This window comes from Xenorhabdus koppenhoeferi (genome assembly GCF_900116635.1).
GTDB lineage: Bacteria > Pseudomonadota > Gammaproteobacteria > Enterobacterales > Enterobacteriaceae > Xenorhabdus > Xenorhabdus koppenhoeferi.
Genome location: NZ_FPBJ01000015.1, coordinates 56,044 through 70,143, shown reverse-complemented (window position 1 = coordinate 70,143; position 14,100 = coordinate 56,044). Strand labels below are relative to the sequence as shown.

The window sequence follows — 14,100 nt, the reverse complement described above, 5'->3', positions numbered from 1 at the left end:
AGATTTTGGCAGGGGATGACATGTGACACCGCCTTTTATTTAAGGAAGAAGAGCCCCATCATGGCACAATATGGATTACGGCTGTAGTACTAGAGAGTATTATAAAAACCTCTATAACCTTTATGGATTACTCTATGATTTATGCTTATATTCGTATCAGCTCTGCTGAACAAAATTCTGCGCGACAAAAAATTGCGATTCAAAATTCAGGTTATGAGATCAAAAGTAAGCGGCTCATTTGAACCGTATTGACGATTAGATGTTGGTAAGGTTGAGTTTCCAGGGAAGCAGCTCATGTACCTTGTTTGATGGCCAGTCAGCTATATGGCTGATGACGTACCGCAACCACGCTTCCGGGTCTACACCATTAAGCCGGCAGGTGCCGATTAATGAGTACAGGATGGCCGCCCGCTCACCTCCGCTGTCAGAACCCGCGAACAACCAGTTTTTTCGCCCAACAGCGACGCAACGCAGGGCGTTTTCCGCGATATTATTGTCGATCTCCACCCAGCCGTTACGGCAGTACTCGTTCAGACTGTCCCATAACTTCAGCATGTAGGCGAACGCCTTCGCTGTCTCCGAGTGCCGCGACAGCGTTGCCATCTGCTGCTGTATCCAGTCGAACAACAACTGCATCAGCGGAGCGCTGCGCTCTTTTCTTAATGCCAGTCGTTCTTCTGCCGGGCTACCCCGGATTTCTGCTTCTATGGCATATAACTCACCTATCCGCTTCAGGGCTTCCGTCGTTATTGCTGTTGGCGAACGAACGTGAACGTCATGGATTTTACGTCGGGCATGCGCCATGCAGGCGGCCTCAGTGATATTCCCTGTTTCATACAACGCCCGGTACCCGCCGTAAGCATCTGCCTGGAGAACGCCGCTGTAGCCTGCCAGATGCTGTTGCGGGTGAACGCCTTTGCGATCGGCTGAGTATGCGAACCACACGGCCGGCGGCATGACCGAGCCTGCATTTCTGTCATCGCGGACGTATACCCACAGGCGGCCGGTCCGGGTTTTACCGCTGCCTGGCTCCTGAACGGGCACGGGGATATCATCGCCATGGACTTTGCCCGGCATCAGGACATACTGGCGTAACGCCTCGTACAGGGGTTCAAGAAGTTCACTCACCGCCCCGGACCAGCGACCCAGCGTGGCACGGCTTAACGCCACGCCCTGTCGGTTGTATATCTCCGACTGACGGTACAGCGGCGTATGCTCTGCGAACTTTGCGGTCACGATCCGCGCCAGCAGACCAGGGCCGGCATAACTGCGTTCAATGGGTTTGGACGGCATGGGTGACTGGACTATGCCGTCACACCGACCGCAGGCCAGCTTGGGGCGTTGTGTTTCGATCACTTTAAAGGCGCTGCTGATGATCTCGAGTTGTTCTGAGATATCGCAACCCAGCGCATGCAGTTCCCCGCCACATTCAGGGCAGCTTTTTTCTGCCGGAGGGAGCGACTGTATTTCGCGGGGCAGCGTGGCGGGTAACGGTTTTCGTGACGAGGACTGCCGCAGCGCAGGAGGCAGTACCGGGTCGGGCTGTTCACCCTGGATGTCAGCCATTTCTTCCTGAAGGTGACTGATGTGCTCCTGCACTTCGCGTATCTGTCGTTCAGTCTTCTGCCGTATTTTTTCTGAACGCTGGCCGAACTGCATACGCTGCAGTTTTACCACCCGGGCTTTCAGGCGGCTAATTTCGCTGGCATAAGAGGCCACCCGCTGGGACAGCAGGCGATTGTTTTCTGCCAGTATTTTGTTAGCGGCCATCTGCTCACGCAGCCGCACTTTCAGCCGGGCGATATCATCAGGGAATGAGGTATCCATTCCCTCACTTTACCGCAAGTTATATCCGTATACCAGGTCGTTCCATCCGCTGCGGGTGTTTCCAGTTGATGCCTTCAAGCAGCATGGACAGTTGGGCGGGCGTCAGATGGACTTTACCCTCACGGGTCACCGGCCAGACGAAGCATCCACGCTCAAGCCGTTTGGTAAACAGGCACAACCCATCGGCATCAGCCCACAGTACCTTAAGCCTATCACCCCGGCGACCACGGAAGATGAAGACCTGCCCGGAGAACGGATTATCTTTCAGTGCGTTCTGCACCTTTGAGGCCAGGCCGTTGAACCCGTTGCGCATATCAGTGACGCCTGCCACGATCCAGATACGCGTGCCTGCTGGCAATATGTTCATTAGACACCCCCCTTCATTTCACTGATCAGCATACGCAGCAGTTCGGAAGTCAGTTCACCCCGGATGCGCAGTATGCCGGAGGGAAGCTCCAGTTCACAGCAAGGCTCCCTGTCTGCGGGTTGCTGCATAGCGGGGAGCGGCGGTTTAACAGGCACAGTGATTTCAGACAGGGTAACGGGCAGGAGCAATGAACGGTCATCCCGGGGACACAGAAGTCCGCGTTTATAAAGGTGACGCCAGTTAAACAACAGGTTGTCGTTGATGCCGTGTTCACGCGCCAGTTGTGCGACATTGGCGCCAGGTTGCAGTGATTTTTCGGCCAGGGCGATTTTAAACGCAAGTGGAAAATTTGGGCGGCGTGACCGCTTGCGTACAACGGGTTCATCCGCTAAAACCGGCTCAGGGATATCAAGCCTGACGGCATGGGTACGTCCGGGGTAAAGCTGCGATTCGAGCTTATCGGCGGTCATGTTATCAGGCAACGGCCAGCTAATTCCCTGCTTTTTGAAGCGAACAAAGAGATCGCAAAGGGTACTTTTGGGGATCCCAGGCCGACGGCCAACATCGAGCCTGGATAGGTGTTCATCAAAATGTAAGCGCAGTGCATCGAGGAGCAGTGTCCGATATTTCATAGCGATAGTGTCCATTAGAAATGATGGACATTATTTTCCCCGAATCAGGGAAATACCGATAGACGGTCTAAATGAGCCGCTTACTTTAGATCTGATTCAATCGCTTCAATACGGATATCTAACAACCAGTGGCGGAAAAAATTATACTCATAAGTAAACTTATCGCGATTTTCAAACTGAAATGAGGCAAGCGAAATTGTCCAAGGATTATCATAGAAAACCAGTCCGCCTTCATAGCGAATACCATAGTCTTTACCGTGAATATGAAAGGTATGAAGATGGTCGTTATCCCATCCAAAAGCAAACTGCAGCAGAAAATGGAAAGCCCCAAGTGACATGTTACTGTGAAGACGAAAACGTCGCCAAACCATCGGACTAATATCTCGAATAGCCACTTTGATCTTATAGACAGGCATTGTTTTCTCCCTTTGTCACAATGATGATGAGGACGATCATATTAATTGATTAAAGGGATACCCCACAGTATTTCATGCTCTCCAAGTAACTCTGCCAATAGTTTTACGCCTGCTTTGCTAACAAGCGGGCGTTCTGATAGGTTCTCAATAAGAGAACCAAATCCAACTAAACATCCACAAAAAAGCCACCATAACGGTGGCAAAAATTGGAACAATGTTTTTTCGTTATTTACGTTTTTATTAATTAGCGACAGCGGCTTTCTGGCGAGGTTGTCTCTTAGTGCTTGCCTTTGGATGAGGCGTGACATTTTGGACTTCACCTGGCTTAGAAATGAAACGTACAAAGGTTTCATGGCTGACGAACGTTGCTCCACAATTGATGTTCTGACATTGGTTATAACGCTCCTTTGTTTCGCTTGAATGCTCAAAGCTGCTACGAGTATGCGCTGACTGACCACACAGAGGACACTTAATCATATTTTTCACCTTTCTTGAAATCATTGTCTTGAAATAACATTATCTCGTTTGGTGAACAATATACTAAAGATCTCATATTGAGATCAATAGTTCATTTAAACTTCATTGATTTTTATTTCGAGATCTAATGCCGTTGTAAAACCACTGTCATTGAGATTGTGGGTTACTTTAACCAACGTCCAATGTGTGCCATCAATTTGTGGCTTAAACCCTTTAAGCAAGATAGGCGTTTCCGGATAAATATCAGCACGCCCCACCGCTAGTATGATAGAAAACTGCGCAGCCCCTCGTTGCATTTTTTCCCAAACGGCTTTAGCAGCACGTTCTGCCTCTTCCTGGTTGAGATAATTGCGCGAAAGAGTCAGAATATTCTCTTGAGTTCCCATCAAATAGTCTGAGGATTCTTGCTGTACCGTTGTTGTTTGATGATGTTCCGTCTTTGACTCACTCTTTTCCTCATGAGATAAACTAGCCTCAATATTGAGACTAGTTTCTCTATTTTCGCTGCTTTTATATTCAACGATAATTTTGGCTTTTCCTTCCTTTGATTCCAACCGCCTCAATTGCACTATCTGCTTCTTGGTCGTACGTGTATCCATCCACTGAGCCACGACACCAGTATAAGCTTCGCGATCTGATAGAGAAAAACGATGGCTGTCCCCTGATTTACGAGTAATCAGTACAGGTGTAATAACCTGACCACTTGCCGTTTTATTCAGTCCTTGTCTAATAAACAACAATTCACCATTTTTTACTGAGGCAATCGCCCCTTCCTGCTTTGCCACCCGTGTCAGAAAACTTACGTCAGATTCATTAGTCTGATCAATATGCATGGAGATGCTTTTCAATTCCTGACTGATTTTAAAGGTCAGCTGATTTCTCGCAGCAATAGTACTCACAATGTTCTCTAACGTTTGTTTATGATAAGACTGCTCACGTTTGACATTCAGATCACCACGAAAATCTGCGCTGCGGGCACGAATAGTCAGCTGATCGGGTGCTCCGCTATGTTCAATCTCATCAACAACAAATTTTCCCTTTGGCGTTAAGGGGTGGCCATGCCACCCCAGTTCCAATGTGAGAATATCCCCTCGGCGAGGTAGCACCAGCTGACCATCCGCATCATCCAACTCAAGATCGAGCTGGTCTGATTCTAAACCGCGGTTATCCGTCAGTGTTAACGACATTAAGCGTGATTGAATTTTCCCGCTGATATCCTCATTATTAATTTCCAGACGGAAAGCAGGCTTACTGGTCTTTCCGGTGATCAAATCAAATTGAGGAACCCAAGCAGTATTCTGTATCCATTTTTCAGCATCAATCATGAGAGTGCCCCCTTGAATTTATCAACAACTTCATCGCTGAAAGCAGAAATTTTCTTGGGAAAATTAGGTAAATCTTTCTTGAGATCAGAAAGTTGATCCTGTAAATCTCCAAGCATTTCAGACAAATTGTTGTCAACACGCCGTAAAGTCAGTGTAAAACTGATTTTTCGCGCTACCCCACCAGACATAAATTCCGTTTTTGTTTCATCAATACTTTCGATAACGAACATGCCATAAATCGCACCACTACCATCAATGAAAGACCATGCTTTGCCACTGTCTGCCATTAACGTCAATGCAGCCAGAGAAAGAGATCCGCCCGTTAATTCAGGATAAAGTTCACCTGACAGCGTTATCGTATCGTTATCCGAACCAACAAACTGCCATGTAGGCCGTGCTCCCACACGGCTATTGAAGGCATGTCTCCAACTTTGTTTATGCTGGAAACTTTGATAAGGCGTTGTTTTCAACATAAAAACAAATAAACCAAGTGCAGCCATCATGAGAAGAATTCCTCCTTATCAGAATATGAGCTACGCATACGGGCTTGCTGTGCGCGTTCCCGTTGTTCCAGTTCCTGTCTGACTATACGGGCGATATCCTGAGCGGATTGTCCCTGAGATCCATAGACATAAATGTTGTATTGCGGTGTTTCACCACCAAATAGCTGTGGCTGACTCCGCTCTCTCTTCGTTTGAACTTCCTTATAAGCGTGGGCAGGCAAACTTTGCAACTGCAACGGTGCATCCTGCGCCGCAACAGGCAATGACATTGAGCCAACAGCAAGCCGCACGGCAGCAAGTCTGGCCGTATTTTTCCGACTGGTTACATTAGCTGGGCCATTAATAAGTTCAGGGTCATATTCACCGACAATTCTTATTTTTCCTGCGGGAATAAAACCACCGTCATTATAAAGGCCGCTAATTTGCTTCGCTTTTTCAGCGAATTCACTCTTGGTTATTTCCTGAGAAGTTTTTACCGTTATTTCCTTTTTATCATCGCCAGACCACCACGATGTAAATACGTCAGTAATAGAGGAAATTTTATCTTTCAAGGATCCCCATTTTTCTTGAATACCTGTTAACAGACTGTCGATTATTTCTGAACCGACAGATTTTAATTTTTCTGGAATAGCTTGAATATCGGCAACAATTTCATTCCATTTATCTGGAATTGATTTTTTGATGTTTCCCCATATTTCTAATGTATTCTGTTTTACAGATTCCCAGACTCCACTTATTGTCGCTTTAACTAATTCCCAAGCCTCTAAGACACTTTGTTTAATTGTTTCCCAATTTTGGTAGATAATTCCGATTAATCCACCATTCATGAAATAACTCTTAATACCCTCCCATGTAGTATTAACAAGGTTTTTGATTCCTTCCCAAGCACCGCTGAAGATATTTTTAATGCTTTCCCATAAAGCTGTAAATAAAGATAATCTTTTTGCGCCAATGCTTGCCAGAATATTTATTCCACTACCCAAAACACCAAAAACTTTTTGACCTATATTGCCTGGTAACCCCAAGCTTTTTCTTTGGTTTCCAAAAGTATCTCTATCTCCTTTATTAGATAACAAATCAGCACCATCATTAAGTGAGCCAAAAACTTGGCTTCCGGTTTTACCAAAAAAGTCCATGACGGCTCTTGGCGCTTCCAAAGCCTCGGTTCCTAATTGCGCGAACGCCTTCAAACTGATGTTTAAATTTTCCAGTGTCTGATTGCCCAACAGTGCGAATATATTTAAATTAATTCTTAACGAGTCAAATACCTTGATACCAATACTGCTAAAGATTTGTATATGACCAAGCAGAGTTTGAAATACGGCTTTTACTGAACTCGTAGTTAACTTCAAAGTTGTATTGATTTTATTCAGAATGCCAAATAAAACTGTTATCTTTGGGTTAATATTAATGACCAGTTTATCTAACAATGGAAAATTGTTAGTCATATTTCCAGTTACACCAAGATTAAATTCATTTTTCTTACTGGATGAATTTTCCTGTTTAATAATCCGGGTGGTTTGAATAATATTGGCTGATTGATTGGCGGCACTAACCTGTATTACTTGTGGGGAATTTGGCCGCGTAGAGAAAGATTGTTTAATTGTTTGAGTATAAGCTTTAAGATCGGTGCGTATATGCGCAGTTTCCTGCGCATAACCCACAATAGGCTTTAAGTTCTCAACGGGTTTTAAGTTCTCAACAGTCTTATTAAGCATTTTAAACAGGCTATGTATTTTATCAACTGAACCTACCAGCTTTTTTTGATGCTGTTGAAAATTTTTAAAGGAACTGGTCAGCTTTCCTACGGTACTCAGTACCTTATTTAACTGTGACTGTATATTACTCATTTTCTGCACCACTTCTTAAAATGGCCCGATGCCGCCAGTCCAACAGTTCCGGCAATGGCATTTCATCTGTGACTGCCGGTGACCAGTGAAAAACGGTGGCGATATCTGCCACCAATTCATCAACGGTTAATCGTTCTGGGAATCGGACTTGACCGACTTCGGCAACAAAAAATTGACCACCTCCACACTGAGATTAATCAGATCACCAGGTGACATCATCATCAGGTCATTTTTGGTCAATACAGGGGTGGTAACACGCGGCAGGATAAGCAGCATAGAATCCACATCCATTTCCAGCAGTGCCTGTAAACGTGCACCGCGCAATGCTCCGCTGTTCGGTTTACGTATCATCACTTCCGTGATTTCACCGTTGCCCCGCGCCAGTGGCGCTTCCAATTCGATGGTGCGCAGATCGTCATTTTGAGTGTTCAGTGTTTCTGTCATGGTTCAACCTTGTTTATCCGATTAGATAACCTGTCTCAACAGACACGAAGAGACAGGAAATAAGTTTTATTAAAAAAAGCGATTAAAAAAGGCCGATAGCGCGGCGATGCTGCTCCAGTCGATCGACTCCGCCGACTTTCTCAACCATGTTGACGGTGTCGATTTCAATCAGTTCTTCGCCATCCCATGTCAGTTTGAAGTAAGTGTTTTTGGCGGTGATCTTGGTCTGTGTGTTATCACCTTGTTTATAAGTGCCGTGATCGAATTCCTGGAAGCGACCACGTATCACAACTTCAACTGCAATGATGTCACCGGTATCTTCGCGCTCAAAAGAGCCAGCGAAACGCAGCATAACGCCATCGGCTTTTGCGATGCCCCACTGTTTGTACAGTTGAGCTTCAACGCCGCCCAGAGTGAATTCCGCATCCAGTGCGCCTTCATCCAGCCCCAGATCCACCATTGCGCTGCCGTTCATGCCGGCTCCGCGATAGGCTTCCAGCTTGCGGCTTAACTTAGGAAGCGTCAGTTCTTCTACGATGCCCTGATAGTTGTTGCCGTCATTGAACAAGTTCAGGTATTTAAGTTTGCGAGGTAATGCCATCAGTTAGCCCCTTAGTTATTGATACTTTTAGCGAAATCCATCAGGTAACTATCTGTAATGCGCTGGCGTAACATCATGTTTTCCAGTGGCGGTACAGGTGTATAGTCGTAATCGATGGTCAGTTTGCCCGCTTTCAGGGTATCTTTGTCGTTGGCTTTATCGTCGTACCAGCAACGGCCATCAATGATGTAGCCACCGGCTTTCAGTTCACGGAACTTAGCATTAATACCTTCGATAATGTCGCGCACCAGTGATGGAGTCAGCGGTTTATCGATAGCCCACATGTGTGATTCAGCCATTGTGTCGGCCAGAACCTGAGCGGTACGGGTGTAACTTTCAAACTGGAACAGTGGATCATCAGCACAAGTGCGGGAGCCCCAGAAACGGAAGCCATTTTTGCGGATCAGCGTGGTAATGCCACTTTTGTTCAACAAATCAGCGTCAGTCGCAGTATCTTGAAGATCCCAGAAAACATCAGCGGACAGACCAGTCACACCGTTGACACCAACGTTGGACAGTGTTTTATGCCAGCCAGTTTCTTGGTCTATCTTAGCGCGCAGACCCAGAGCACGTGCAGTCGCATAAGCGGTAGCTTCGCTATTGGTAACAGTATCCCAGCTCAAAAAATCAGGCCAAATCAGCATCAGCTCGCGCTGACTGAAGTTGTCGCGATACTTGATCACTTCAGAGATATTTTTGCTGCCATAAGCACTGACATAAGCCATTGCTTTCAGCTTCTGAGCGATGCTTGCCAGTTCAATAGCCACTGCTTTTGAATCCAGACCCGGAACTCCCAGAATGCGAGGCTTAACACCGAGCTGGCTTTGCGCCGCCAACAGTGCCTGCATACCGGTTTTCTTACCTGCATCAGTGACACCACCGATGATATTGGAAATGGTGGCTTCTTCGGACTCGCCCTCAGCAACACGCACAACGACAGTGACAGGTTGAGCCTGAGCTGCGATTGCTTTCAGTGATGCAGACAAAGTCCCTTTTTCCCCTGCTTTGCCACTGGCGCTCATAACGTCAGTAAGCAGAACTGGAGTATTTAATGGAAATGTATTTTCGTCTGCGTCAGAGGCAGTACAAACCATACCTACGATAGCGGTGCTAACGGTAGTGATGGTACGAGTACCTTCATTGATTTCCTGTACACGGACGCCGTGATGATAGTCTTGTGCCATATTAGCGGTTCTCCTGTTAAGGTGTCCCGCTATATTGACGTACCGGACGGGTGAAATCATTCGATAGGAAATGTGTGGTGGTGGATACAAATACAGTTAGACATTTTCCTTTTAAATCAATCAATTCATTGAATTAATAAATATTAATTATCAGGATGTTTTTGAGGATATTTACAGGTGTTATTGGATGGTTATTGGGGTTGATTGAATAAAATACCAGGTTGAGTTATTTATTAATCAATAATTAGTTCATTATTTATACTTATCTGCGTTTTTATATGTGATTAGCTATTTTGGTTATTTTTTAATAGCCAAAAGTGGCTTATTTGAGACTTTGTTTATTGATTTTCAGAGTATATGGGAGGTGATTTGAGCGTCGGATCGCCGGGATCAAAGGATTATAGAAAACCTCGGTTTAATGGAAACTGTGGAGCAAGCACAAAAAGCATTGCCTAAATCATCTATTGTGCAAGTTACAGGAAACTCGGCTGAGCAGGTTATGAGCCAAAAAGCGATAACTGATGCTTTGGCTAACGCTGTATCTATAGATATGTTGTATCCCATAGGGATTGTTGTATGGTTTGCGCAGAATAAAAACCCAAACAGTTTGTTTCCCAATACATCATGGAAATATATTGGTGAAAATAAAACTATCCGGTTAGCAACTTCAACTGGCTCAGATCTTTTATTAACGGGTGGTAGTGATTCTATTACACTGACTACTGAACAAATGCCTGTTCATAATCATAAATTCTCAGGTAATACCAATAATGCGGGGGAGCACGCTCATACCCGTGGTACGATGAATATCGTAGGTAATATGGTATTCCGCGAAATGGTAGGAGGAGTTCCGTCTACTGGAGCATTTACAGAAACAAGACAAATTGTGGAAAGAACACATCGTAGCCGTGGACAGGGCTTTACTTCAACAGTAAATTTTGAGGCTGCTAAAATGTGGACTGGTACAACGTCTGTGAATGGGGTTCATAACCACTCATTTAATGGTACGACCAATAATATTGGTGAAAGCTCTGCAATTAATATTATGAACTCATACGTGATGCTTATGGGATGGTATCGTACGGCATGAATTAATAATGGCTTATTTCATTAAGCTAACCTCCAGAAGGAAAAATACGTATTGTTGGTGATGATGGACTTCCTGTATGGGCTAATATACCAGCCTTAACTGTTGATGAATTGCAAAAAAAAGCAGAACAGAAAAATAGGTATTATTGAATGAAACTAATACTCAAACTGGAACGTGCTGTCAAACGTAATATGAGGTACAGCTACTGAATAAATTGGAATTATATAGTATTGCATTAACTCTCATTGATATTTCTACCGTCCTAACATTCATTGGCCTAAGAAACTGGATTAGTTAATCAGGGGCATCAAGCCCCTGTATTTACTTCGGCTGTTCAGGCCATTGGATATCGGGGGTGGTAGAGCAGTCGACCCGATTGATTAGCACCCTGTAATGCCGCCATTGGGCTAGTGCTGATTTTTCCTCGTCAGTGGCAATATTCAAATCAACGGCATCGTTTAATGGAGCGATTTTATTTGCAGCCTGTGACAGGCGGTGCAGTTTTTCCCGCTCTGCCCGGCGTTGGAATTCCTCCGGTGTGGGCGGAGGGATATTTATCAGTTTAGGGTGTCCGTCGTTTCCCGACACCCGTTGTTTTCCCACAGGCGGTTGGAGGCACCAATTATAATCTTCATCACTGATTGCTATTCCGTCTTCAGGCCAGTGCCCAGCGTCAATATAATCTTGTTTTAGGGCTATGGCATAGAATGAATTTGTTTTTGCACTATAGACATAATGCATATCAATACCCCACTGCCCACCAAAAAAGTTTTGATTCCTCATATGTGTTTTGCGCTTGGTCAATCACCACCCACGCCCCTAAACGATCAGCACCTGCAAAATAAGCACCAACTAATCCATTAGTACGGTTTAACATGACAGGGGTTGCCAGTCCGCCAAAACAAATTGCCGGGAATGTTATGGGAAATGTTATCCATTCTCTGCTTTCTCCCAGAAGGCCTTTAGAATAACCCCACTGGAAAATGATCCCAGTATCCCCGCATTTCCACCACCCATTTTGTGCTTTAAGCTCGGTATTCTTACTCCCAATATTCTGGATTTTATTATCCACTTCCGTTTTCGTATAGGCCTCTACATCACCGGCAATTAATGTGACATCTCGCGATAATGGTTTCCCGTTAATGGTCCTGCTCTCAGGCACCGCCTTTTGTGCTTGCTCCACAGTTTCCATTAAACCGAGGTTTTTCACAAACTCATTTTTATTTGGAATATCTGCACCATTCTTGTTTTTCTCCAGACGAGTATCCGCATTCTCATACGCTACTTTTATCGCTTTCGAAGTTGCTGCATGGGTTTCGCTGTTGCTATCTATTGCATTGCTCAGGATGACGAATCCCTTCTCTTTCAACGTTGCGTCAGGATGATTGTGGCTTTTAGCGTGGGCTTCAATCGCCCCATCCACATATTCTCTAGTCGCCAGAATCACAGATGGATCAACTTTCAAAGTGACCGCCCCTGTACTACTGACAATCAAAATCATGCGGATGGTCTGGGTACGGCCGGAACCTTCCTGTAATTGTGGTTTATAGCTTTCTGCACAGTTCCCGACGGCAATCAAAATACCATCTTTGTCAAACAGGCCGATTTCACGGATCCACCAGCCGCCTTCTTCTTCAGGAATAATCTGCTCGGCGATGATCTGGTTCTTGTTTTTTGAATCTATGCTCAACGTATTGATTGCCGCACGACGCTTTTCATTAATCAGTTTGGTCTGCCTGGTATCCGGTATCGGCAGGCTGCCACCACCATCACCGACGGCCATATGGGTGATTTCAATTTTTGTACCCAATGCCGTAGCATTCGCCAACTTATCTGCGCCTAGCTGCGTCAACACCGCAAAATATTTGGTACTCATGGTCTAATCCTCATGTCATCAATAATATGTATTCCTGCACCCACAACATCTAAGCCGGATATCGTCACTTGTTCTGGGAAATAGGGGTAAACCACCAGCTCGTCACCGTCGTAACTGGCTGCCGCGTAGTAATACTCACCGCTTGTATCCAGATTGATATCCAACCCAATCAAATGCCGGCTGACTGGCTTGGCATCAGAAATCAGTTTTTCCAGTTCTTCGAACATCTCATTGGTGATACCGTTTTCCAGTACACCGATATCCAGCCGGAAGGTGCCCGGCTTATCGTTGGTCTGCCACCATTCCTTTACGCGAATGAGATACCCCAGCGGTTCAACTACCCGTCGAACCGCGCCAATCGTTCCTTTATGCTTGTGCAGGAACATCGAGCTTTTGATCACTTCTCTTTTGGTGCTTTCAGACCAGTGTTCATCCCAGCGATCCACTGACCACGCCCATGCCAGATAAGGCAACAACGATGCCGGACAGGTGTCTGGATTCCATAGTTCACGCAGCGGCACGTTGATCTTCTGCAATTCGGCACAGGCTTTGGCCGCAGCCAGTTCTAGCTGGGTAGAGCCCATCGGCAGAAGGCGATCATTCATCTGAGCCTCCCATCGTCAATGTAGTTTTGGTGCAGTAAGAAGCCTGGGTTTTATCCAGTACCACATCTTTCAGCGGGTTTTTCAGTTCCACGCGCTGGATGCCTTCCACATGCAATGCGGCATAAATTGCCGACAAGCAAATATCACGCCCCAGGCGATGTTGTGCTCCAACGTATTCTTTCAGCCTCTGCTCAGCCGCTTTGCGGATCGGTTCTGATTCCGGTGCCGGGAAGGTGTACAGCACCGCATCAATTTCATATTCCACAATGCTCGCTGACTGGACTTTCAGACGATCCGCCACTGGACGCACGTCTTCGTCATTCAGTGCTTTTTCGACTTTTTCCAGCAATTCTTTCGATGCCACCCCTTTGTCTTCACGAGACATGATGGTCACAGTGACGTTGGCAGGCGATGGGCTGATAGCCGAAGCATCTGCGACACGGCCGTCCGCACTGCGGGCATGGTATTCATAGGCACCTACAGGCCCCGCAACACTCAAGCCTTCAAAAGCCTGCGGAATGCGTACGCGGTAATCGTTGTCAGATTCCATCACTGCTGGAGTCGGTGGCATGGTTGAGTTGTCCGCAGGGCTTAGAACCATGCGGGATACGTTGTTGTTCGCACCCAATTGATCCAGATCGCTGCCTGTCGAATAGGCCACCATCACTGCACGGGCGGCTTCGTTAACGCGTTGACGTAAGAGCAGTTCACGATAAACATTCTCTTCCAGCAACTTGACCAAAGGTTCTGATTCCAGTTGCAGGGTTCGTGTAATAGCATCTTGCTGTTCTGCTGGATAAAGCGATATCAATCCTTTTTTACGCTCTTCCAGCAGTTGTTCATAATTCAGCGGCTCAATTACATCCGGCGGTGGCAACTGGCTTAAATCGATTGTTGGCATGC

The 14,100-nt window shown here is 46.0% G+C and carries 17 protein-coding genes; 1 reads left to right on the top strand and 16 read right to left on the bottom strand.

Features of this window, described 5'->3' with window-relative positions:
- Nucleotides 1-255: 255 nt before the first annotated feature.
- The 12 genes from tnpC to BM329_RS06765 form a co-directional block, all read right to left on the bottom strand.
- Nucleotides 256-1,827, bottom strand: a complete 1,572-nt coding sequence (gene tnpC / locus BM329_RS06820) for an IS66 family transposase (protein WP_092550745.1) — start codon at nucleotides 1,825-1,827, stop codon at nucleotides 256-258.
- A gap of 19 nt (nucleotides 1,828-1,846) precedes the next feature.
- Nucleotides 1,847-2,194 carry an IS66 family insertion sequence element accessory protein TnpB gene (gene tnpB / locus BM329_RS06815; protein ID WP_092550742.1) on the bottom strand — a complete coding sequence of 116 codons (348 nt, stop codon included), beginning with the start codon at nucleotides 2,192-2,194 and terminating at the stop codon, nucleotides 1,847-1,849.
- Nucleotides 2,194-2,826 (bottom strand): IS66-like element accessory protein TnpA, encoded by a 633-nt coding sequence (gene tnpA / locus BM329_RS06810; protein WP_092550739.1) that lies wholly within the window; start codon nucleotides 2,824-2,826, stop codon nucleotides 2,194-2,196. The genes tnpB and tnpA overlap by 1 nt, the downstream gene beginning before the upstream one ends.
- A gap of 80 nt (nucleotides 2,827-2,906) precedes the next feature.
- Nucleotides 2,907-3,242, bottom strand: coding sequence for a plasmid pRiA4b ORF-3 family protein (locus BM329_RS06805; RefSeq protein ID WP_092550736.1), 336 nt, complete (start codon nucleotides 3,240-3,242; stop codon nucleotides 2,907-2,909).
- A gap of 240 nt (nucleotides 3,243-3,482) precedes the next feature.
- Entirely contained in the window at nucleotides 3,483-3,719 is a 237-nt protein-coding gene (locus tag BM329_RS06800; RefSeq protein WP_092550733.1) for an ogr/Delta-like zinc finger family protein, read from the bottom strand.
- A gap of 95 nt (nucleotides 3,720-3,814) precedes the next feature.
- Complete coding sequence (locus BM329_RS06795; RefSeq protein ID WP_092550730.1) at nucleotides 3,815-5,044, bottom strand: phage late control D family protein; 1,230 nt, start codon at nucleotides 5,042-5,044, stop codon at nucleotides 3,815-3,817.
- Nucleotides 5,041-5,547, bottom strand: coding sequence for a phage tail protein (locus BM329_RS06790; RefSeq protein WP_092550727.1), 507 nt, complete (start codon nucleotides 5,545-5,547; stop codon nucleotides 5,041-5,043). Before BM329_RS06790 ends, BM329_RS06795 begins: the two co-directional genes overlap by 4 nt.
- Nucleotides 5,544-7,397, bottom strand: a complete 1,854-nt coding sequence (locus BM329_RS06785; RefSeq protein ID WP_092550724.1) for a phage tail protein — start codon at nucleotides 7,395-7,397, stop codon at nucleotides 5,544-5,546. The genes BM329_RS06790 and BM329_RS06785 overlap by 4 nt, the downstream gene beginning before the upstream one ends.
- Nucleotides 7,390-7,509: a GpE family phage tail protein gene (locus BM329_RS06780; protein ID WP_038239265.1), complete on the bottom strand. Its 120-nt coding sequence runs from the start codon at nucleotides 7,507-7,509 to the stop codon at nucleotides 7,390-7,392. The genes BM329_RS06785 and BM329_RS06780 overlap by 8 nt, the downstream gene beginning before the upstream one ends.
- Nucleotides 7,510-7,523: 14 nt before the next feature.
- The gene (locus tag BM329_RS06775) at nucleotides 7,524-7,841 is read right to left on the bottom strand and encodes a phage tail assembly protein (RefSeq protein WP_092550721.1); all 318 of its coding nucleotides are present in this window, start codon (nucleotides 7,839-7,841) and stop codon (nucleotides 7,524-7,526) included.
- A gap of 82 nt (nucleotides 7,842-7,923) precedes the next feature.
- Nucleotides 7,924-8,442 (bottom strand): phage major tail tube protein, encoded by a 519-nt coding sequence (locus tag BM329_RS06770; RefSeq protein ID WP_092550718.1) that lies wholly within the window; start codon nucleotides 8,440-8,442, stop codon nucleotides 7,924-7,926.
- An 11-nt stretch (nucleotides 8,443-8,453) separates the two neighbouring features.
- Nucleotides 8,454-9,626 (bottom strand): phage tail sheath protein, encoded by a 1,173-nt coding sequence (locus tag BM329_RS06765; RefSeq protein ID WP_092550715.1) that lies wholly within the window; start codon nucleotides 9,624-9,626, stop codon nucleotides 8,454-8,456.
- 418 nt (nucleotides 9,627-10,044) lie between these two features.
- Here BM329_RS06765 and BM329_RS06760 point away from each other — a divergent pair, with 418 nt between their 5' ends.
- Nucleotides 10,045-10,716 (top strand): phage baseplate protein, encoded by a 672-nt coding sequence (locus BM329_RS06760; protein WP_245759027.1) that lies wholly within the window; start codon nucleotides 10,045-10,047, stop codon nucleotides 10,714-10,716.
- A gap of 321 nt (nucleotides 10,717-11,037) precedes the next feature.
- On the opposite strand, the gene BM329_RS06755 is transcribed toward BM329_RS06760, so the two are convergent.
- Genes BM329_RS06755 through BM329_RS06740 form a run of 4 tightly spaced genes read right to left on the bottom strand, consistent with a single transcriptional unit; the run spans nucleotide 11,038 to nucleotide 14,098 of the window.
- Nucleotides 11,038-11,457, bottom strand: a complete 420-nt coding sequence (locus tag BM329_RS06755) for a tail fiber assembly protein (RefSeq protein WP_092550712.1) — start codon at nucleotides 11,455-11,457, stop codon at nucleotides 11,038-11,040.
- Between the two features lies 1 nt (nucleotide 11,458).
- The gene (locus BM329_RS06750; RefSeq protein WP_092550709.1) at nucleotides 11,459-12,592 is read right to left on the bottom strand and encodes a phage tail protein; all 1,134 of its coding nucleotides are present in this window, start codon (nucleotides 12,590-12,592) and stop codon (nucleotides 11,459-11,461) included.
- A complete protein-coding gene (locus BM329_RS06745) occupies nucleotides 12,589-13,197 on the bottom strand; it encodes a phage tail protein I (RefSeq protein ID WP_092550706.1) in 609 nt (202 codons plus the stop codon). The genes BM329_RS06750 and BM329_RS06745 overlap by 4 nt, the downstream gene beginning before the upstream one ends.
- Entirely contained in the window at nucleotides 13,190-14,098 is a 909-nt protein-coding gene (locus tag BM329_RS06740; RefSeq protein ID WP_092550703.1) for a baseplate assembly protein, read from the bottom strand. Before BM329_RS06740 ends, BM329_RS06745 begins: the two co-directional genes overlap by 8 nt.
- Between the last annotated feature and the right edge of the window lie 2 nt (nucleotides 14,099-14,100).